A 21,844-nucleotide genomic window follows, 5' to 3' on the forward strand; every position below is an offset into this window, starting at 1 on the left:
CACTTCGTCGTCTTCTCCATCCTCATGCTTGGAAATGCAACGTCTCTACTTCAAAGTTCATAACACGCTCTAAACGCAACCTGCATTTACTGGCCAACGAAGGCCAGTACATCGTCAACGCGTCCAGCCTCAAGGCTTCGCCCAATCGCTTGACGCGTTCCGTAAACGCGAAGGACACAAAAATGTGCCCACAAAATACCATCGCGACGAGGACTGACTTAGGCTGCAAACGCACATTGAAAATAGCGACAGCAATGGCAGCCATCGGGCAACGCACCGGATGGCCCCACCTCCGACTGACGTAATCAGCAATCAGGATGATCCATGAATCGCAAACGTGTACTGTCTATCGCATTGCTCGCCAGCATCGCTGGCCTGTCTTTCACGGCTATCGCAAATTCTCCCCCATTGGCCGACGAGATGGATTCCGTGCCGGTCCACACCACACCGAACGCAGCTATGCTGGGGGGAGCGGAACTGCACAGCGTCGCCGCAGATAGCACGCACACACCCACCCTGATCGCATTGCCCGCGCCCGACAGCGTCAACACCGCTAGAATTCGGCAATTACGCGCACAACAAAGCAAACAGGGAAAGCCACTGCAAATCGGCTTCTCCCGCGATATCGTCAAACCGGATATCGACTTGCGCCATCTCAACTGGCAAACACTGTCCAACGGCGCGCATGTAACCAGCTTCGAGATCACCTCCACCGATGCCGCAGCGCTGCGCGTGGCGCTGCAACTGGGCGGCAGCGGCACTCAGCCAGGCGATCCGCGCCAAGCGACGCTACGCTTCGCTGGCCAGGATGGTCGCGTGTTCGCGCAGAATGGCAGCGATTTCGCCGGCAGCGTACCTGGGTGGTCGGCTGTGGTCGCCGGCGCACGCATGGTGGTGGAGATCGAACTAGCCAAAGGCCAGTCTCCACAGAACTTCGCACTGAAGATACCGAAGGTATCGCACATGGACATCAGCCCTGTCGCCAACGACGCGATGATGCAGCCAATGAGCGGCGAGAGCGGTACATGCGAGCACGACCTCGCCTGCCGCACCCATCCGACACCCGGCTTCATCACGGCCACCAGGTCGGTGGCACGCATGCTGATCACCAATCAAGACGGCTCCACCTTCACCTGCACCGGCACGCTGCTCAACAACCGCAATACGCCGAAGAGGTTCCTGTTTTGGACTGCGTCCCACTGCATCAGCACCCAGGATGTCGCCAATACTCTGCAGACCTACTGGTTCTACGACGCCACCACCTGTCATGGTTCCAAGATCAATCCGGAATACGCCACGCTCAGCGGCGGTGCTTATGTGCGCTACACCAACGATACCCGCGACGTGTCCTTGCTGGAGCTGAAAACCGCGCCGCCGAGCGGAGCATTTTTCGCCGGATGGAGCAGTGAGCCGATCTATTCGACCGGCACTCCGATCATCGGCATCCACCATCCCCAAGGCGACGTGAAGAAATATTCGCTGGGCAACGTGACCGCCCTGTCCCGTTCATTCGAAAACAAGTCGCCGCTGTACCGGGTGGAATGGAAGGCCGGTGTCACCGAGGATGGCTCGTCCGGCTCGGCCCTGTTCACCGTCAAAGATAACGGCGCTTACCAATTACGTGGCGGCCTGTTCGATGGCGGCTCGTCCTGCAAAACGCCGAAAGAGCCGGATTACTACTCGCGTTTCTCGGACGTGTATCCATCCATTCGGACATACTTGAGCAGGTAAGCCAGCAACCGGGCATACCGCACTGTTGTTGCTGCACTAGGACAGGCTGCCTCAACTTGGCCGCCTGTCGTTTTCTCACCCCGCCAATCGCGTAGCGAGTACACTGCCTCTCTCCCACCGACAAGCAGACATCACTTGGCCAAGCCCAACTACTCCTTTGAAAAACGTCAGCGCGAACTGGCCAAGAAGAAACAGCAGGACGAGAAAGATGCGCGCAAACGCGAAGCGCGTGATGCCGCCAAGGCTACCGCAAACACCAGCGAGACGCCCGACAGCAGCACCTGATGCGCAAGCTGGATCCGGTGCCATCGGCACCACGTCGCGCGCTATCGCAAGACATCGGCGCTCGGTCGCTGGACGCTGTCAACATGCAAGAACTGCACGAGAAGCGGACTGAGCGACTTGCTGATTATTGCGACCATCGCGCACTTCCAGCATGGCAGATCGCAACGAGTTCCCTGCCACAGCGCAAACGGAACCGTTGCGAAAGCAGTGACGCCCCCATCGCCCGTGCGCTCACTCGTGCCGCAACACCAGCAACCAATCCAGCGCCAGCATCAGCATCAGAGACAGGCCGACCAACGGGAACAGCACACCGCCGAGCGCCAACAACGCAATCACACCGCGCAAGGTGCGCCGGTCAGGCGGTGGCGGCACACCCAGCGCACCGGCTGGACGCCGCTTCCACCACATCGGCACGGCACTCACGCACAGCAACACGATGCCAAGGCAAGAGGCAATCAAAACCACCTGATTGAACCCGCCATACTCCTGGCCCATGTGCACGTTGATGCCCCACTCCAGTGCCTTGGCCAGTGGGCCATAGTCGGCGTAGCGCATATCCAGCAAGACCTTGCCGCTGTACTGATCCAGATGAATCACGCGTTGCTGCGCCAAATCCGGCGGATATACCGAAGCGGTGTACACGCCGCGAGGACCACGCGGCAAGGCCACACTGTAACCGGCGGCGATGCCGCGGTCTCGAAAGCGGGCAACTGCCGCGTCCAGACCAATCGCAGTAGCGGGCGGGCGGGCAAGGGTCATCGCGGCACTTGCATCCTCGGCCCGGCGCATCGCATGCGCAGTCGTTGGCACGGCTGACGGCAATATCGATTCCGGCACGCGCGCCTGACGCAGCGACCAGGCGGGCACCTCGGTCTCGCTCAGGCGCTGTGTGGACATCGGCAGATCCACCCGCAACCCGGCCGGATAACCGTAGTGATGGCCATTGGCGAGCCGGTTGACCTGCGCGCCCCAGAACCACGACCACGGCAATCCGGTCAGCGCCAAAAACAACAGCATCGCGCCGACGACACTACCGGTGAGCGCATGCACATCGCGCCAGAACCGCCGCTGTGGCGGCCGTCCACGTACATGAGTCACACCACCACGACGCCCGCGTGGCCACCACAGATAGATCCCGGTCAACACCAGCAGGATCGCCCAGCCCGCGACCACTTCGATCAACGCCCTGGCGAACCAGCCGACGTAGTCGAGGCTGTGCAAGCGGCGGATCGTCCAGGACACAGTGCCGTGCTCGGGCAAACGCCCCAACACCCGCCCCCGATACGGATCCACGTACACCACCAGGTGACGCCCATCGGCGGCGGCAATGGTCACTTCCGCCGAAGCGTCGGGCCGTACCGGCGTGGTGTAGCGCAACACCTGCCCAGGCTGCACCGCCAACGCCGCATCCAGCAGCCGCTGCGGCGGCAACGCGTGTGCGTCAGCAGGCACCATCACGGTCTTCAGCGCGCGATGGAAATAGCCGTCGATCGGCTGCTGGTAGACGAATGCCGCACCGGTCAGCGCCAGCCAGATCAGAAACGGCAGCACCAGCAAGCCAGCGTAAAAATGCCAGCGCCACACCGCACGGTAAAACCGCGCGGTTGGTACAACCTCCGCCATCATGGCCCGTGTCATCACCAACCCCAGCTCAAGGTGACGTACAGGGCGCGGCCGTCGCCGGGCGATTGACCGGAGGAACCGCTGTCGTACCAGACATAAACGTAGTGGCGGTCGGTCAGGTTCTTCAGTTGCACGGAAATCTCGCGCTGCGCACCCAAGTCCCAGCTCGCGCCCAAATTGGCCAACGCATAACCGCCGTAGCGACCCAGCGTATTGCTGCGCTCCACGTAGTAATCGCCCTGCGCATTGCCCCATGCCGAGAGCTTCAAACGTGATGTCGCCTGCCAGTCGACACCGGCACTGGCCAGAAAGTGCGGCACGTTTTCGATCTCTTTACCACGTGTCATCGGCGCACTCGGGTCCGGGGTCTCGATCAGCGCCCGTTGCCGCGAATACGCCAGCCACAGCATCCAGCGCTCGTTCGGATGCAAGTTCAATTGCGCGTCCCAGCCACGGCGCAGGGTCTTGCCGACGTTACCGACCTCGCCCGTGCCGACGCTGCCGTTGACACCGAAGATCGTGGCCACTTCGTCGGAGGCACGCTGTTCCCAGTAGGCCACACGCGCGTCCCAACGCTGTTGCGCACCGACGAACTTCACTCCAGTCTCCCAGCCGTCGTTGAACGACGGCCCCAGATTGCGCGCCTGGGTGCGATAGGCACCATTGCCGCTGCCGATCTGAAAACTGCGACCGATGTTGGCGTAGGCACTGGTTTGCTCGGTCAGTTTGTACACCGCGCTCAACTTGGGTTGCCGGATGGTGCCGTAGGCATAGGTCGGATAACGCGCTCCACTGGACAGGTCGCGGAACTGCCCACCTACCCAATCCACACGATAACCGGGCACCAGTTGCAAACGCGCACTCGGGCGCAGCACCGCCTGCACGTAGGCACCACGCGTATGCAGGTCGAAATCCCAGTCGCGCAATGGCATCGTGCGTACCCGTGCCACAGTGCGATAGCGCTGCGAGGTGCTGTCCTGCCATTGACCATCGACTCCGCCCTCCAGCGCGAACGATTCCGCCCAATCCACCTGCGGCACCCAACTGAGCTTGCTCAGGAAGCCACGCTGGGTTTCGTCGGTATCGCGCTCCTGTTGCACGCTCGCCGCAGTGAAACGCACCCAGCGCCGGTTCTGGTAGCGATTCCAATACAGCGTCGTACTGCTCTGCACGGTATCGCTCAGGCGCGCATCCAGGTGCAGCCCGACTTGCCCAATCTGACGCGCGCTACGGTCATCGCGCGCGTAATACGGCGAACTGCGCGGCGCGCTCTGCGCGGTGGCGGCATCCAGATACCCTGCCTCCAATGCCGCATCGTCGTAGTAACGCGCGCTGAGCCCGGCACGCCAACGCGCATCCGGGTCGGTATAGAACCACTTGCCGGCGAACGCGCGTTTGCGCGCGTCGTCATGATCGCGATAACCGTCGCTATCGCGCCAGGCGGCGAAGTAGTTCTGGCTCCAGCCGCCGTGCTCGATGCCCTGCAGCGCCTGCACCTCGCGGGTACCAAAACTGCCGACGGTGACGCTGGCATGGCCATCGTTGCCGCCGCTACGCGTCAGCACTTCCACACTGCCGGCGATGGCGTTCAGGCCATAACACGGATCGTTGGTGCCGCGCACGATTTCGAGCGCGGCGATCTCCAACGGAAACACCGCATCCAGGTACGGCATGGCGCCATTATTGTCGTTACTGGGAATGCCATCGATCAGCAACTTGACCGCATTGATCCGGCCTTCGCCGTTGAAACCACGGAAAGAAAACCGACCGCCCTCCACTCCCATTTTGAACTGAGTGACTTGCACACCAGGCGCGCGCAGCAGCAGTAACGCCGTGTTATCGACCTGCTGATCCTGCAGCAGATCGCCGCCGAGGATGTCCACGGAACTGAACACGTTGCGCGCACTGGAACCAACGGCGAGTGGCGAGGCGGCCTGGACCTTGCCCAACGTCAACACGGAGTCGCCGGTAGCCACTGGCGGCGCGTCGGCCTCGGCATGAGCAGGGGCGACCACCGCGACACAGACACAACAACACGCCGCCGTCGGCATGGAAAGAAAACGCATCATCGATAACTCCATCGATACAAAGGAAGAACGTGCCACGACGAGGTCGCAGCACGGAAACAATCAACCTGTGGATCAACAGAGCAGCGGGGGGCCGCGTGCGGGATGTGCGCAACGCAGATCGGCCGCAGCGAAAACACTGCGTACAGCCACGTCCGGAGCCGGATTGCAGCGCCAGGGCAACAAGGCCAGCAACAGCGCCACCCACGGCAGCAGACGCGCGGCCAACAAGCAGTAATCGCAAGCCGGCGCGTGCGCCAGCCCAGCGTCATGGTGATGCCCGTCCTCGTCCTGCGCCGCTAGCACACTGCCCGCAAGCCCCGGCAGGCGCAGGCCGCTGCTGGTACACAACGCCTGGCCCTGCAACGTCACTTCACTTGAGAGCGCCTGCTGGTAACGACTGATCAACGGCGCCAGCAGCAACAACCCGACCGCCAACACGGCGAGGGCGGCACACAAGGACGATGGCTGGCGGAAACGGAACATGATCCCAGTCTAGTCCACGCTCACCAGCACGCCAACGCGACGCGTGGTCGCAGCCTGCGCGGCAACCGCCTATCGGCGCTCCCCACACAACACGGCGTGCATCCGCGCTTCACCGACACCCGTGAGACGAAGCATCCGCTGGCGTATGGCCTGACCAGCACGAAACGCAGACCACCCGCGCGAGTCACCCAGGGCGCGATGCCAGCAGCACCGCGCCCGATACCCTAGACTTGGATCCCTATGCCGTCGGACCGCGCCGTATGTCCACCAACGAATCCGCCGTTCTCCCTGTTCATTGCGCCATCAAGCCGCACAACGAAGTGCTGCGTCTGGATGCACTGCACAGCTACGCGATCCTGGATACGCCACGCGAACCCGCTTTCGACGATATCACCCGGCTGGCCGCACTGATTTGCCAAGCTCCAATCGCTGTCGTCAGCCTGATTGACAGCGAACGGCAATGGTTCAAGAGCGAGGTCGGGCTGGGCATACGGGAAACCCCGCTGACCATTTCCATGTGCGCGCATGCGCTACTGGAAGACGATCTACTGCTGGTGCCGGACACACGCGAAGACCCACGCTTCGCCAACAACCCCCTGGTAACCGGCGAGATGCACCTGCATTTTTACGCGGGCGCATTGTTGAAGACCTCCGACGGCCTCCCCCTGGGCACAGTGTGTGTGTTGGACCATCGCCCACGGCACCTCTCCTACGAACAGATCGAAGCACTGCGCGCATTGGCACGGCAGGCGATGGCACAACTGGAACTGCGCAAGGCGCTGCATCTGGCGCAAGAGTCCAACCACTACCGCAGTCGCTTGCTGGCCATCGCCGGCCACGACCTGAAAGCGCCCTTACGCACCGCCTCCTATGCGCTGACCAAGGTACAACGCGAGCTCGGCGACGCCGGCGCGTTGCCATTGGATGCCGCCCGCGCCGCCTTGAACCAGGTGGCGACCGGGCTGGATACGCTGGCCACCAGCGCGGCTAGCGGCGAGTTCAGCCTGCCGACCTTGCACACCCTGCCCCTGGCCGAAGTGCTGGCGCCGATCCTGGAAACCTGGCGTCCCCAGGCCAAAGCCAATGGAGTGCAACTGCGCAACGTGCCGACCACGCTGCGCGTACACAGCAACGCGCCGCTGCTGTCCACGTTGTTGGGCAATCTGATCGGAAATGCAGTCAAGTACACCGCGCATGGCAAAGTCCTGATCGGCTGCCGTCGGCGCGGCGACACGGTGGCCGTGGAGATCATCGACCGCGGTATCGGCATGGATCCAGACAGCCTGCGCACGCTGTTCCAAGCCTTCCGTCAGGCCGATCCGCGCAGCGATGGACTAGGCCTTGGTCTATGGATCGTGCGCCGGGCAGCGGACACCCTCGGGTGCAACGTCGAAGTCCGCAGCCGCCAAGGGCACGGCAGCCGTTTCACAGTGACGCTACCAGCAAAAACCGAACGCTGAGCCACCAACGCGGCCACCACCTCAGTCGATGCGGGCCTGAGTCAGTGCTTCCCAGCGCGGCGGCAACGGCCAATCCGGCGGTTGATTGCCCTTCATGACCCGGCGCAGGTCACGTGTATCGATTTGCGGAGCAAGCGCATGCACCAGCTCCAAGGCATAGTCACGCAACACGCGATCACGCGGCAGCACGGCCCAGGCGATGCATTCGGGAATCTCCGCCGGCGCCGGCCATGCACGCAGATCCGTGTCGTTGGCACCGACTGCCATCTCCGCCAGTAAGCCAACACCCAGCCCGGTACGCACGTAGGTCTTGATCAGATCCGCATCGAGCGCGGTCAACGCAATACTCGGCTCCAAGCCAAGGCCAGCGAATGCGCGCCGCAACGAAGATTCGGCACGGACCGAGGATTCGTAACTGATCAACGGCTGCGCCGCCAACGCCGCCATGTCCGGCGCGCGCGTCGGCACATCCAACGAGTGTCCGCGCGGTACCAGCACCAGGCGCCGCCAACGGTATAACGGCACCGCGATACCAGCACCCGGCGCATTGCCTGCCGTGCTGACGATGGCGATGTCGGCATCCCCCTGGCTCAGCAGATCCAGCGCAGCGCTCTCGGCCGCCTGCTGCAAATGCACGCTGACCTGCCGATAGCGCTGCTTGATCCTCGCCACCGCCGGCGGCAACACAAAACGCGCCTGGGTATGCGTGGTGATGAGGGTGAGCTGGCCCTGACTCTGCCGGCACTGGTTAGCGGCATAGGTGCGGATATTGTTGACCTCGGCCAGCACCGCGCGCGCGCGCGCGATCACCTCCCGGCCTGCCGCAGTCACCGCCTCCAGACTACGCCCCTTGCGCACGAACAACAGAAAACCCAACTCGTCCTCAAGTTGTTTGAGTTGCTTGGACAACCCTGGCTGCGTGGCATGCACGCGCGCCGCCGCCAACGTGATGTTCAGATCGGCATCGACAATGGCGATGAGGTAACGCAGTTGGATCAGCGTCATCGGAACAAAGGCAAGACGACATCTGGTGGAGGAATCACGACTGTAGTGGAAATCAGCCTCAACTCATAACCGAAGGCAATATGCCCGGACAGAAGATGATTTCCCGCCATCAGGCACGCACGCTAAGGTCGTGGCTGCTTTGCCTATCTCGTTGCGCTCCCGATCTCTCGTATTACGCTTCAGCATGCGTCCGTCTGTGATTGCCACAATCATGACCATGCGCAGTCGCTGGGCCTGCACCACAAGGCCGCGCCGGATAGACTGCCCGAGAGCGCATTGGCACGGAAACAAAGGATTGTGGCCATGTCGCGGGCGCATCTGCAGGCTAGCGGCGCCGCTCATGCACACCGCCTGACCCGCCCCCTTTCGGAGACACTGCACATGGCGATCTACGACAACATCCTCGACACCATCGGCCACACGCCAGTGGTCAAGCTGCAACGGCTGGCACCGACGCACATCAGCCTGTACGTCAAAGTCGAAGCGTTCAATCCTGGCGGCTCGGTCAAAGACCGCCTTGCCCTGGCGATCGTGCTCGACGCCGAGGCGCGCGGCCTGCTCAAACCCGGTGACACCATCGTCGAAGCGACATCCGGCAACACCGGCGTGGCCCTGGCGATGGTCGCTGCCGCTCGCGGCTACAAGTTTGTCGCGACCATGGTGGAGACCTTTTCGATCGAACGGCGCAAGTTGATGCGCGCCTATGGGGCCAAGGTGATCCTGACCCCGGCCGCCGAACGCGGCAGCGGTATGGTGCGCAAAGCAGAAGAACTCGCCAAGGAACATGGTTGGTTTTTGGCACGGCAGTTCGCCAACCCGGCCAATCCCGCCTACCACCGCAACACCACCGCTGCGGAGATCCTGCGCGATTTCGCCGGCCGCCGGCTGGACCACTTCGTCAGCGGCTGGGGCACTGGCGGCACCCTGACCGGCGTCGGCGAAGTGCTGCGCATCGCACGCCCGCAGGTGCGCATCATCGCCAGCGAACCGGCCGGTGCGGCCATGCTGCAAGGCCAGGAATGGAAACCGCACAAGATCCAGGGTTGGACACCCGACTTCATCCCCGAAGTCCTCAACCGCTCGGTGTACGACGAGGTACTGAGCGTGGAGGACAACGCAGCCATCGCAGTCTCACGCCGCCTCGCCGCCGAGGAAGGCATTTTCACCGGCATTTCCGGTGGTGGCACCGTCGCCACCGCATTGCAGGTGGCCGAAACCGCCACGCCCGGCGCGGTGATTCTGGCGATGCTACCGGACACTGGCGAGCGCTACTTCTCCACACCGCTGTTCGCCGACATCAACGAAGGCAGCGACGACGACTGGCTGGCCGGGCTGCCGTAATCGCATCAACCGTGTTGCATGCCACAAGTGCGGCATGCAACACGCAGGACCGCCCATCTTGGTTAGATGCCGATGCCCGCTCGATCCGCAGCGGGGTCAGATCCAATCGCCGCTAGCCTGTGCCCGCTTCGGCTTGACTTGGCAAAGCGCCACCATGACCGCCAACTTGCGCCGGTCAATCCAACGTTTGATCTGCTTCCCCTGCATGACTCAAGTCATCGGCGCCTGCTGCGAAACGTGACACCCGCGCAGGATTTCAGCGGGTCATTACATCGGCGCACAATTGATTTAAGATGTCGTACCGCGACGATCAGGGCCAGTTCCGAAACCGTCGCGTTTTTCGTTTTGCGCCACTTAAACTAGGCAAGTTCCTGGAAACACGGTATTTGACACCTGTAACGCCAGCGGAGCCCCCATGCTTTTCGAAACACTTGCCACCAGCGGCCACGAACAAGTTGTCTTCTGTCACAACCGCGATATCGGCTTAAAAGCGATCATCGCCATCCACAACACCGTCCTTGGCCCCGCGCTGGGCGGCGTGCGCATGCGTCCCTACGCCACCACCGAATCGGCGCTGCAGGACGCACTGCGGCTCAGCCGCACGATGACCTACAAGAACGCACTGGCCGGACTGAACATCGGCGGCGGCAAGGCCGTGATCATCGGCGATCCGAAAACCGATAAATCCGAGGTGCTGCTGCGCGCTTTCGGTCGCTACGTGGATTCACTGGGCGGGCGCTACATCACCGCCGAGGACGTGGGCACCGACGTCAACGACATGGAGCAGATCTACCTGGAGACTGAATACGTCACCGGCGTGCATCAGGTCCACGGTGGCTCCGGCGATCCGGCCCCGTTCACCGCCTACGGTGCGCTGCAGGCGCTGCTGGCCTCGTTGCAACGTAAATTCGGCCACGAAGAAATCGGCAGGATCAGCATCGCGGTGCAGGGCCTGGGTCACATCGGCATGGAGCTGGTGAAGCTGCTGAAGGAACGCGGTGCCAAGCTGTACGTGACCGACCTGGATCCGGCACTGGTCGAGCGCGCAGTCGCCGAATACGGTGCCGAAGCGGTGACGCCCGAGGAAATCTACGACGTCGCTGCCGACGTATTGGCACCGTGCGCGCTGGAAAACGCCATCGACGAAGCCAAGCTGCCACGATTGAAGGCGAAGATCGTCTGCGGCACCGCCAACAACCAATTGACCGGCGCCGCCGTGGGCGAGGAACTACATCGCCGCGGCATCCTCTACGCGCCGGATTACGCGGTCAACGCTGGCGGCGTGATGAACGTGTCGCTGGAGATCGACGGATACAACCGCGAACGCGCGATGCGCCTGATCCGCAGCATGTACCACAACCTCGGCAAGATCTTCGACCTGTCCGAGCGCGAGAATATCCCAACGCAACAGGCTGCCGACCGCATCGCCGAAGCACGCATGCAGGCCATTGGCAAACTCAAACTCCCACTGGGCCGCACCGTACCGCGCTCGATGGGGCATCTGCGCGGCGAATAATCCGCACCGCCCATGACACAAAGCCTCGGCCGTATCGCGGCCGACCGAGGTGACCACAAGCATCTTGACCCACGCGCCGGTACGCCGACGCATTGTCACGGTCCGCACCGGAACAACGCGCCCCAAATCCCTCGGCAGCGCACTGCCGCCCGGGGTCAGAACCCCAGGCGGTAGCGCAGCGAGAACACGTGATCGTCGCCGCGCGGACCGAAGCGTTGGTCGTAGCCCAGCCCGAGGACCGAGGTGTTCCAGTGCGTCTGCAGGCTCGCGCCGAACAGACCACCAGCGCGTGCCGGTTGCAGATCGACCAACGGCGCCCACGCGTCCACGCCGACAAAGCGGGCCTGGCGATCCAATCCCTGCGCGGCAAGGGTCTGCTGCCACTCGGCATAGCCCTGCAGCGACCAGCCATGGCCGCCAACGCCAGTGCGCAGACCCGCCAGCGCTTGGCTACGCGAGGAAGACGCGGCATCGGCCATGAGCCCGAATCCGTCACCGCCCTGCTCGTGGAAACCATCGCTGTCGATACGGCTGTAGTCGGCGCCGACATACGGCGTCAGCCAAGCCGGACCACGGCCCAGGCGATAACCAATCTCGACACTGCTTGAGAGGAAGCGCCCGCTATAGCGACTGGACGCATCGGCGACGCTATCGCCAAGCAACAGACTGCGATCGAGCTGGCGGCGGTATTGTCCACTACCCAGTTGCGCCAACGCATACGTGTTGCCGGACGTCGCACCGAAATACGCCTGACCCTGCACCTGACGATTGCGACTACGATCCAGGCGACCGGCATCGTTGGCGTGACTCTCGCCGAAGGCGACACCAGCCACAGTATGCTCGCCCAGGCGCATATCCTGCCCCATCAGCCAACCATCGAACTGGAACTGACTGCCGGCAAAGCTGCCCTGCCCGGTCTCGCCCAGTTGCTGACTCCAGGCACCGACCGCACGCGGCCGCGCGACCAAGAGATCGAACCGGCTGGACAGTGCGCGCCGCTGCAGATCCATCGTGTCGAATGTCATCGCACCGGCAGCGGCGTGGGCTTCGCCGGACAGGCTGCGCAAGGTTGCCGTGGCCGCCGCCACCGTCGGCGACTGCTGTACCGCGCCAGCGGCTTTCAACAAGTCACCATCGACCGTCGCCGGTGCCTTCTGCAGTTGCGTATTGAGTCGCGCGAACGCCGCATCCACACGGCTGGCCGAGGCCAGGGTGGCCGCATTGTTGACGCCGAAAGCAGCCGCAGTTGCGGTGACGCTCAACGACTGCAGCGTGATCGAAGCACTGGTGGCATCGTAGGACAGCGACGCGGTCACAAACACGTTCGACGGCGAGGTCACCGACGCGAACGTACCGGTCAAACCACCGCTGGCTTCCAACACTTTGTAAGCGGTGTTATTGGCCACGTAGTCGTGCTTGCCCAGCACGTACAACGCACCGCCCTGCAAGGTCGCAGTGCCGCCGGCCGAGAGCTTGTCGCCCACCAACAGGGCCAACCGACCATTGCTGGCCTGCACGTAGCTACCGCTCAGGCTCAAGACCGCCGCCCCGACCTGGAAAGTACCGGCATTGACGACATTGCCGCCCAGCGCCCCTGTCCCGATGAAAGTGGCGCCATTGCTGATCGCCACGTTCGAGTTGCCCAGGCTCGCCGCGCTGAGCGTGCCACCTTGTACCTGGGTATCGCCGCTGTAGGTGTTCTGCGCACTGCTCAAGGTCAAGGTACCGTTGCCCTGCTTGATCAGACCGCCACTACCGGAGATATCGTTGGCCCAGGTCGAACTGCCGTCGAACGAGACAGTGACATCGCCCCAGTCGAACCGGGCCGGCCCCTTCACCGCCTTGCCGATGTTGAGCAGGCCGTAACCGAACACGGAGTCCACCCCAGGCGCGCCCAGGTCGGTGGCGGTGCCGAGCAGGGTCTGCCGGACCAAATCGTTGGTGAAGTACGGGAAGGCCTGCCAAACCAGCGTCGCCGCGCCGGATACCAACGGAGTCGCGAACGAGGTACCGCTGCCGTAGTAGTAGCTCGGACTGGAGGTGGACGTGGTCGCTTTCGGATCGACGAACACTTCGGTGCCTGGCGCAACCAGGCAATAACGCATCGCCGCGCCGCAGGCATTGGAATAGGAGGCTAACTGCGTCCCGGTCGTCGAATCCACTGCAGCCACCACCAGCCAGCCGCGCTCCAGGTCTGCAGCCGGAAGCGTCCCGCCAGGTCCAGGCTGGCTCGGCAACGAAGCGATGTCAGACGGCGTGGCCTTGGACTCGTTGCCCGCCGCGAACACCACCAAACCGCCGTTGCTATGTACGAACGGACGGTAATCATCGGCGATCGCGTTGGTCGCGTTGGGATCGGTCCAGTAGACCCCGCCCCAGGAATTGTTCATCACCTTGACCCCGGCATTGATCAGATCCTGGTGCACGCCGCTTAAGCCGAGCCCACCGCTGACCTGATTGCCACTGCCGCTTCCATCATCCTTGGGCTGGGTGTCGGAGATGATGCGCGCCGACACGATCTGTGCGCCTGGCGCGATGCCGCCCGGCCAGGCACCGACTGGCTTACCAGCGGCGAGTTGAGAGACGGTAGTGCCATGGCCGACGACATCGTCAACGTTGACGTTGTTCTTGGACGGATCGACGTACACAAAGTTAGACACCACACGTCCGGCCAACGCCGGATGGTCGCGGTTGACCCCTGTATCGACGACGCCAATGCGATAGCCGCTACCGTCGTAGCCGGCCGCCTGTGCCGTCAAGGCATTGGTCAGCACCAGATGCGCGTCGAACGCCGGTTGTGGCGGTGGCGGCGGCGAATTTGGCGGCGGCGGCGGCGGCGGCGGCGGAGGAGGAGGAGGTGGTGGTGGCGAGTTAGGCGGCGGATTACCGCCGTGGATCATGGGACTGCCGCCGCCATGCCCACCACCACAAGAAGTCAACGCAACTGCAACAGCGGCCGCCAGCAGCGACCGCGCCATCAATGTCCGCATGTTGTTCCCCTATGCCCTGAGCCGCGCGTCAATGCGCGCACTGATATTGAGTCGTCGCTCAATTAACAACAACCAACGCCCCACGTGAACCGCAACGAACTCTACACCGAAATGGCACACTCGCGACGATGCACAATCCAAACTCGGATTGGCATTGGCAGCAGCCGCAGTGCGACCGATAATCGATACCACCTATCCCCCAAGGGTTTGACATGACCGAGATCGTCATCGCTGCGGCCAAGCGCACTGCCATCGGTGCCTTCCTGGGCCAGTTCAATGGCGTCCCCACGCCAACGCTCGGCGCCGCCGCCATCCGCGCCGCGCTGGAGCAATCCGGCATCGCCGCTGTCGACGTCTCTGAAGTCATCATGGGCTGCGTGCTTCCGGCCAACCTCGGCCAGGCGCCCGCGCGGCAGGCCGCGCGCGCAGCCGGCCTATCCGACGCCACCGGCGCGACCACCATCAACAAAGTCTGCGGCTCGGGCATGAAGGCGGTGATGCTGGGCCACGATCTGATCAAGGCCGGCTCGGCCAGCATCGTCGTTGCCGGCGGAATGGAATCGATGAGCAACGCGCCGCACCTGCTGCCCAATTCGCGCATCGGTAACCGTTACGGCAATTTTCAAGCGATCGATCATATGGCCTGGGACGGCCTGACCAATCCCGACGACGGCCAAGCCATGGGCGTGTTCGGCGAAGCAACAGCGGAGAAGTTCGGCTTCACCCGCCAGGACCAGGACGCGTTCGCGATCGCATCAGTCACCCGTGCACAGGCCGCGCAGCGTAACGGCGCGTTCGATGCCGAGATCGTTCCGATGCGCATCCCCACCCGTAAGGGTGAAGTGCAGATCGCCAGCGACGAACAACCGGATAAGTCCGACATCGCTAAAATTCCGACCTTGAAGCCAGCGTTCAAGAAGGATGGCACGGTCACCGCCGCCAGTTCTTCCAGCATCTCCGACGGCGCGGCAGCACTGGTGCTACTCGGCAGCGACGATGCCGCACGACGCGGCATCACGCCACTGGCGCGTATCGCCGGCCACGCGACCTTCGCGCAGGCACCGGAATGGTTCACCACCGCACCGGTCGGCGCGATCCGCAAGCTGCTCGACCAAGTCGGCTGGAGCCTGGATCAGGTCGATCTGTTCGAAATCAACGAAGCCTTCGCCGTGGTGGCAATGGTACCAATCAAGGAACTTGGCATTGACCAAGCCAAGGTCAACGTCAACGGCGGGGCCTGCGCACTTGGCCACCCCATCGGCGCGTCAGGCGCACGGTTATTGGTGACATTGCTAAATGCGTTGCGCAACCGCGGCGGCCGCCGCGGCATCGCCACCCTGTGCATCGGCGGTGGCGAGGCGACCGCAGTCGCCATCGAATTGATTTAATTAGAGTTAACCCCTGCAATACAAAAATGAATGCGCACACGCTTGACAGCCGACTTTGGCTTGTCATCATGTGAAGGGCGCGCACTCGCGCGTTGCCTAACTAAACGACGAGGATAGACACAATGAGCATCAACAAGCTGCTGATCGCAATGGCGCTAGGCCTGGCCCTGGCCGCGTGCTCGAAGCAGGAGCAGGCCCAGGACGCCGCGGCTTCCGCTAACCAGTCCGCCACCGAAGCGCAGGCTGCTGCTGACCAGTCCGCTGCTGCCGCTGCCCCGACCGCAGACGCCGCTCAGGCCGCTGCTGACACCGCCGCGACCGCTGCTAACACTGCTGCCGATGCCTCGGCTGCCGCCGCCGCTGCCCCGACCGAAGCCGCTGCCGACAAGGCTGCCGACACCGCCAAGGCTGCGGAAGCAACTGCTGACAAGGCCAAGGAAGCTGCCGAAAAGGCCAAGAAGTAATCACTTCTCGCTTCAGGCGCATCTGAAAAAGCCGCTGGTTCACCAGCGGCTTTTTCTTTGCCCGGCAATTTAATACCGATCCACAGAAGCCGCTATCGTCTGGGCTACTGCAACAGCTTTGCGGCAGCAACAAAAATTGCCACGCGATCCTCGTTGGCATCGACCTCGCACCACGCGTTCGCTATCGACCATTACGCCAACCACGGCAACGCCGCCACCAATCCGCTCAGCGACATGCTGACGCACTCCGGATCAATCTGTACCAGGACCTGCCTACGGCGACACAGATTTCTGAATGTGAGCACGCACCTACACCTCGCCTTGACGCAGACTGCATGCAGTGGCAACCATGCTGCATCAGGCACCATGTAGACAGAGAACGCGCATGAACAAAATCACATTTTTGACCGTGTTAGCCGTGCTGACGCTGACCGCCTGCCAAGGCCCGGAAGCACAACAAGCCCAGCGCGACGCCAAGGCCGCCGCCGAGGAAACCAGTAAAGCCGCAAAGGAAGCCGCAGACCAGGTCGCGCAGACCGGACGCCAGGTCGCTGCCGACGCCCGCGACGCCGCGCATCGCGCGGCCAACTCCGAGTCGGTGCAAGATGCCACGGCCGCAGCCAAGGAGATGGCCGCCGATGCCAGCGAGGCCACCGCCGAAGCGGCAAAGAAAGTTGCCGAAAAAGCCCGCGAAAACGCCGACGCAGATCCGCATAACGCTCACAAAGAGCGGCACTGAGCTGCTCCCTCGCCCCGCCTTCAGCAGCACGGACGAGGTAGCGTCGCCTTATCTGCGGCGGCCAGCATTAGGCGGCATTTTTTCGTGATACGGCCCGAAGACGGTTAACGCGGAGCGCTCACCTTGCCAAGCCCGACTCTTCATCGTTTGCGTGCCAGGACCCGCGTTGCTCTCCTATTATCCGCCACGGTATTCGTGGTGATCGGGTTCGGGGTATTTTCCGGAGCACAACACGCCATTTCCAATAGCGCACTGGTCGCGCATACCCACGAAGTGCTGCGCAACATCGACGAGGTGCAGTCCACACTACTGCGGGCCGAATCTTCGTTGCGCGGATACGAGCTCACCGACAACCAGGCCTATTTGAGTGCTTATCACGACAGCACCGAGCGGGTGCCATTGCAACTGGCACAATTACGCGCGTTGGTGGCCGACAATCCGGTGCAAATCGCCAACCTCCGCGTCCTTCAGCAACTGGTGAACACACGCCTGGCGCAGATGCGGCAGTTACTCGACACGTACCAGCGCGCAGGTTTCATCGGCCTGCAGCAGTCGATGGGCACGGAAGTTTTCCATAATTCCAGCGTAATCCGCGATCATATGCAGCAGATGATCGAACTGGAGCAGCGGTTGCTGCAAAGCCGCGATCGCTCCAACCAGCGCAGTACCGACCTGCTATTGGGTCTGGCGCTGGCCGGCATTCCATTGGGCCTGGGCGGCGTCTGCATGGTCTACTCGCTATTGTTCCGCGAATTGCGCAACCGCAGCGCAGCCGAACAGGCCACTTTGGTCGCCAACGAAAAGCTGGGTGCCAGCATCCTGGAACTGGAGCGCACCAGCGCCGATCTCAATGCACTCAGCCGCTACTCTGGCCTGCTACAGAGCTGCATAGATCCGACCGAGGCATTGACGGTCACCGCGCGCCTGCTTGCCGCATTGATGCCCGACAGCGGCGGCAGTATCTACCTGCTGCGTGCCTCGCGGGACAAAGCCGAGCAGGTCGTTACCTGGGGGCAGTCGCCAGTGCGCAGCGAAGCGATGGTGACACCGCAGGATTGTTGGGCGCTACGCCGCGACAAGAGCCACTTCGTCAACGCACAGCGGCACGACTCGGCATGCGCACACATGCGCGACGACCCACAAAGCATCGGCGCCAGTACCGCCTGCATTCCGTTGTCGGCGCAGGGCACGCAGTTGGGCTTCATCTTCCTGGCAGACTCTGGCCCCGGCCCACTGCCGCGCATCGCCATCGTCGAAGCCGCGGCCGAGCAGTTGTCGCTGGCACTGAGCAATCTGCGCCTACGCGAGTCGCTGCGGCTGCAATCGATCCGCGACCCGCTCACCGGCCTGTTCAATCGCCGCTACCTGGAAGAGTCGTTGCAACACGAACTGGCCCGCTGCGAACGCCGCTCGATGCCACTGTCGCTGCTAATGCTGGACGTGGATCACTTCAAACAATTCAACGACCTACATGGCCACAGCGGCGGCGACAGCCTATTGGCGGCGGTCGGGCAGATGATGTCCTCGCGACTGCGGGGCGAAGACATCGCCTGCCGCTACGGCGGCGAGGAATTCACCGTGATCCTGCCCGAAACCAGCCCAGAAGCAGCACTGGGAATCGCCGAGCACATCCGTGCCTGCGCCGAACAAATCAATGCCAATCTGGACGGCAAAGCATTACCTGGGGTCACGCTATCGATCGGACTCGCCAGCTACTCACGCGACGGCACCGTCGCCACGACCCTGTTGCGCAAAGCCGATGCGGCCCTGTACCGGGCCAAGCGCAGCGGTCGCAACCAGGTGCAACAGTACGATTCGGCGCTGGATGACACCGGCTGAACCGCGCTTTCACGGGCGTGACGAGGGCGTCAATTGGCGATAAAAGTCACAAAATTGACTCGATAGAGCAGCCATAGTGGCGTCTTCCCCCGACTGGAGACGACCACCATGTCCATTTGGAAAGATCAGAGTTCAACGCGCAAGGACGGCCTCCCCCCCGTCCCCGGCAACGGTGCCGTGCCAGCGGATTCACACCCCGCCAGCGACGCACTCAGCAACGAACCGCTGACCAGCATTACGGCAGCCGCTCCCACACCAACCCCCGCCCCTACCCCTGTCCGCTCAGCGGCACCGGCAGCCAAGGAATCGCTGATCGCCGCCGACATCAGTATCGAAGGCAAGATCGAGGGCAGCGGCCATATTCGTATTGCCGGCAAGTTCAAGGGCGACGTCAACGTGCAAGGCGATCTGACCATCGAAACCGGCGCCAAGCTGAGCGGCGGCGTGCGCGCCGAGAAGGTCATCATTGCGGGCGAATTGGAAGGCAATATCGAATCGGCTTCGCGGGTGGAACTGCTGGCTTCCGGCGTGCTGATCGGCGATGTGAAAGCCGGCTCACTGACTGTCGCCGCTGGCTCGCGGATGCGCGGCCAGGCCGACTTTGGCTGGGATGACGACAAGCATGGCCGCAAGTCGGCCAAGGCCACGGAGTCTGACACCGGCGCATGAGTAGTCCGCGTCCTGGTACCCCGGGGGCGACCCGGACCTGCCCGCACTGCAGGGCCACGATCCTGGAAAGTGCCAGCGTCTGCCCGGCGTGCAAGCATCATTTGCGCTTCGACTCGGCGGTGCTGCAGCAATCGGCACCGTCGGCGATGGTACCGCTGCGCGTAGACGGCACCATCCGCCATCCCGCAGATGGCACCGCGTGGGAGTACAGCGTGCTGGTGAGTATTCGCAACGGCCGCGGCGAGGAGATCAAGCGCCAGTTGGTCGGGGTCGGAGCCATGCTCAATGGCGAGGAGCGCACGTTCACCCTATCGGTGGAGGCGACTCCAGTGAAGAACGGCAAACGGGGGAAACTCTAGGAGCGAGCGGTGCCATCCGCAGGGACGCATAGTGATAGCCCAAAACCACGGCGATGCCCTGTTGGCAAAGGAGCAGGCACCGCCATTGCCGAGCCCGGAAAAAACAAACGAAAAATGGGGCCTTGCATCCTGAGCCAAAGGATATTGATCAGCCCGCACAGCGAACATCTGCTGTGCGGGCAGCTAAGATCACCACTTAAACGCACGTTGGTAGGTGCTGGCTGGGTCGGCGAATGACGCTACGCCAATGTTTTCGTAGTTCACCGCCGGCATCACGTGGGTACTGCCGTAAGAACGCCTACTCACTTGCGGCGAAGATGCAGAACTTGCATTGGTGGATGCCCTGCCGTCGCCAGGCGATTTCGCCACGACCTTGCCCGCGCGTTTACGCTGTGTGATCAGGAACCAGGGCTCTGCCATCACAACTGCACTGTAGACAACTCAGCGCATCGGCTCGACGGGGCTCGCATCCGGGATCATCGCGATGCTGGGTAAAGACGCTGCAGCCTCGCTCAACGACTGCAAGAATTCCGGCTCAAGCATCAGCTTGCCGAACCAACCACGCTGGGTCCCCGTGAGCACACGCAGCATATGCCCACGGCCACCAGGGAGGCGCCCTGCGGGCAGCAGGCCGATGTCACGCACACGCGCGGCAAGGTCGCGCTCGGACTGGAACAGCGGCGTCAGCCAACGGCTCCAGAATTGGTAGACCGCCACATGCGCCTGACGTTGTGCCTGATATTGAGCCAGCGCCACATCCAGATCCGGCGCCTCGCGCAGACAGACGCTCAACGTCCAGGCATCCATCAGCGCCATATTGACTCCCTGCCCAAGTTGCGGACTCATCGCATGCGCGGCATCGCCAACCAACACTAGACGGCCACGGTACCAATGCCGCTGCACCGCATCGCGATAACTGGCGCGTGCCAGTTGTGTCGGCACCTCCACCTGCGCCAGACGCTCACGCGCCTGCGGCCATAACTGCGCCACCTCCTCCAACCAGGTGGGCATGCCACGCGTCTGCCAGGCGTCGAAATCCGCAGTAGGCAAGCTCCAGAAGAAACTCAAGCGCGGCTCGGCATCACCCGGTCGTGTGCCAACCGGCAACAAGCCGATCATCTTGCGCGCGGCCACGTAGCGCTGGCGCAGTTCATCGGCGAAAGCCCAGTCGCCGCGTGGCAACAGGCACCACAATGCACCCCACGGATAGGCGCGATCCAAGCGCGTGCCCTGCACCTGTGCACGCAGCGCCGAGGCTGCGCCATCGCTGGCGATTACCAAATCGAACGGGCCATGCCAGTGACCGCGCTGATCCTGGACCCGGCGCAGGCCATCATCGATCGCCACGATCTGCGTGTCGCGCTGCAGCTCGGCGTAGCCATCCCACGCCTGAGCCAACAACGCGAACAACGCACCGCGCTGCATGCCCAGCCCGAACAGGCACGCATCCAGGTCGCGATAGCGGATGTCCATCACCGCACGGCCACCGGGTGTCTCGCCATACAGACGCCGCACTGGGGCGCCGTAGACCAACACCTGTTTAAGCAGACCAAGCCGCCACAGCACCTGTAACCCAGTCGGTTGCAGCAGGAAGCCAGCGCCGACCGGACCCGGCTGCGGCGCACGCTCGAATACCTGCACTCGGTGACCATCGCGCGCCAGCAGCAACGCCAATGTCTGGCCCGCCGTCCCATAGCCGACGATGGCGATCTGCATCGCGCGCGTCATCGGGATTCAATCAAGACACACACTCCAATTACTCCCCTTGCTACCTTGCGACACCCATCTCGCTCGCCATCGATTATCGATCTTTGATACGCCCAGGGTTCCGTAGACACTCAAGACCCTCGTTGCGCGTAGCGCCGTTCAAACTCTACAGGAGA

The 21,844-nt window shown here is 62.9% G+C and carries 18 protein-coding genes; 12 read left to right on the plus strand and 6 right to left on the minus strand.

All coding sequences use genetic code 11. The annotated features are described in order from the left end of the window. From XALGPE39_RS16495 to XALGPE39_RS16080, 3 genes are all read left to right on the plus strand, one after another. Positions 1-305: hypothetical protein (locus XALGPE39_RS16495; RefSeq protein WP_235429800.1), on the plus strand; the 305-nt coding region annotated here is incomplete at its 5' end. Between the two features lie 19 nt (positions 306-324). Continuing rightward, entirely contained in the window at positions 325-1,731 is a 1,407-nt protein-coding gene (locus XALGPE39_RS11670; RefSeq protein WP_045728331.1) for a trypsin-like peptidase domain-containing protein, read from the plus strand. A 135-nt stretch (positions 1,732-1,866) separates the two neighbouring features. Beyond that, the gene (locus XALGPE39_RS16080; protein WP_162836129.1) at positions 1,867-2,016 is read left to right on the plus strand and encodes a hypothetical protein; all 150 of its coding nucleotides are present in this window, start codon (positions 1,867-1,869) and stop codon (positions 2,014-2,016) included. A gap of 231 nt (positions 2,017-2,247) precedes the next feature. Here XALGPE39_RS16080 and XALGPE39_RS11675 read toward each other — a convergent pair whose 3' ends face one another. The 3 genes from XALGPE39_RS11675 to XALGPE39_RS11685 all read right to left on the minus strand — a co-directional run bounded on the left by XALGPE39_RS11675 (position 2,248) and on the right by XALGPE39_RS11685 (position 6,191). After that, entirely contained in the window at positions 2,248-3,642 is a 1,395-nt protein-coding gene (locus XALGPE39_RS11675; protein ID WP_045729174.1) for a PepSY domain-containing protein, read from the minus strand. Positions 3,643-3,653: 11 nt separating this feature from the next. Then, a complete protein-coding gene (locus tag XALGPE39_RS11680; protein ID WP_045729175.1) occupies positions 3,654-5,708 on the minus strand; it encodes a TonB-dependent receptor in 2,055 nt (684 codons plus the stop codon). Between the two features lie 72 nt (positions 5,709-5,780). Continuing rightward, on the minus strand, positions 5,781-6,191 hold the full coding sequence (locus XALGPE39_RS11685) for a DUF2946 family protein (protein ID WP_045728332.1): 411 nt from the start codon (positions 6,189-6,191) through the stop codon (positions 5,781-5,783). Between the two features lie 260 nt (positions 6,192-6,451). Between XALGPE39_RS11685 and XALGPE39_RS11690 the strand changes: the two genes are divergently transcribed. Continuing rightward, positions 6,452-7,651 (plus strand): HAMP domain-containing sensor histidine kinase, encoded by a 1,200-nt coding sequence (locus XALGPE39_RS11690; RefSeq protein WP_045729176.1) that lies wholly within the window; start codon positions 6,452-6,454, stop codon positions 7,649-7,651. A 21-nt stretch (positions 7,652-7,672) separates the two neighbouring features. Here XALGPE39_RS11690 and XALGPE39_RS11695 read toward each other — a convergent pair whose 3' ends face one another. Then, on the minus strand, positions 7,673-8,656 hold the full coding sequence (locus tag XALGPE39_RS11695; RefSeq protein WP_045728333.1) for a LysR family transcriptional regulator: 984 nt from the start codon (positions 8,654-8,656) through the stop codon (positions 7,673-7,675). A 381-nt stretch (positions 8,657-9,037) separates the two neighbouring features. On the opposite strand from XALGPE39_RS11695, the gene cysK reads away from it, so the two are divergent. Beyond that, on the plus strand, positions 9,038-9,997 hold the full coding sequence (gene cysK, locus XALGPE39_RS11700) for a cysteine synthase A (protein ID WP_045728334.1): 960 nt from the start codon (positions 9,038-9,040) through the stop codon (positions 9,995-9,997). Positions 9,998-10,412: 415 nt separating this feature from the next. Next, entirely contained in the window at positions 10,413-11,513 is a 1,101-nt protein-coding gene (locus XALGPE39_RS11705) for a Glu/Leu/Phe/Val dehydrogenase dimerization domain-containing protein (protein ID WP_045728335.1), read from the plus strand. Between the two features lie 155 nt (positions 11,514-11,668). Here the strand turns inward: XALGPE39_RS11705 and XALGPE39_RS11710 are convergent, their stop codons facing one another. After that, positions 11,669-14,503 (minus strand): autotransporter serine protease, encoded by a 2,835-nt coding sequence (locus XALGPE39_RS11710; protein WP_045728336.1) that lies wholly within the window; start codon positions 14,501-14,503, stop codon positions 11,669-11,671. Between the two features lie 212 nt (positions 14,504-14,715). Between XALGPE39_RS11710 and XALGPE39_RS11715 the strand changes: the two genes are divergently transcribed. From XALGPE39_RS11715 to XALGPE39_RS11740, 6 genes are all read left to right on the plus strand, one after another. Next, entirely contained in the window at positions 14,716-15,891 is a 1,176-nt protein-coding gene (locus XALGPE39_RS11715) for a thiolase family protein (RefSeq protein WP_045728337.1), read from the plus strand. Positions 15,892-16,013: 122 nt separating this feature from the next. Continuing rightward, positions 16,014-16,355 (plus strand): hypothetical protein, encoded by a 342-nt coding sequence (locus tag XALGPE39_RS11720; RefSeq protein WP_012917000.1) that lies wholly within the window; start codon positions 16,014-16,016, stop codon positions 16,353-16,355. Positions 16,356-16,740: 385 nt separating this feature from the next. Then, positions 16,741-17,094: a hypothetical protein gene (locus XALGPE39_RS11725; protein ID WP_045728338.1), complete on the plus strand. Its 354-nt coding sequence runs from the start codon at positions 16,741-16,743 to the stop codon at positions 17,092-17,094. A 147-nt stretch (positions 17,095-17,241) separates the two neighbouring features. After that, entirely contained in the window at positions 17,242-18,933 is a 1,692-nt protein-coding gene (locus XALGPE39_RS11730; protein WP_045728339.1) for a diguanylate cyclase, read from the plus strand. A gap of 108 nt (positions 18,934-19,041) precedes the next feature. After that, positions 19,042-19,602 (plus strand): polymer-forming cytoskeletal protein, encoded by a 561-nt coding sequence (locus XALGPE39_RS11735; RefSeq protein ID WP_045728340.1) that lies wholly within the window; start codon positions 19,042-19,044, stop codon positions 19,600-19,602. After that, positions 19,599-19,961 carry a hypothetical protein gene (locus XALGPE39_RS11740; protein ID WP_045728341.1) on the plus strand — a complete coding sequence of 121 codons (363 nt, stop codon included), beginning with the start codon at positions 19,599-19,601 and terminating at the stop codon, positions 19,959-19,961. The genes XALGPE39_RS11735 and XALGPE39_RS11740 overlap by 4 nt, the downstream gene beginning before the upstream one ends. Positions 19,962-20,402: 441 nt before the next feature. Here XALGPE39_RS11740 and XALGPE39_RS11745 read toward each other — a convergent pair whose 3' ends face one another. After that, positions 20,403-21,689, minus strand: coding sequence for an NAD(P)/FAD-dependent oxidoreductase (locus tag XALGPE39_RS11745; RefSeq protein ID WP_045728342.1), 1,287 nt, complete (start codon positions 21,687-21,689; stop codon positions 20,403-20,405). Between the last annotated feature and the right edge of the window lie 155 nt (positions 21,690-21,844).

The organism is Xanthomonas sp. GPE 39 (genome assembly GCF_000963005.1).
In the GTDB taxonomy this organism is placed as follows: domain Bacteria; phylum Pseudomonadota; class Gammaproteobacteria; order Xanthomonadales; family Xanthomonadaceae; genus Xanthomonas_A.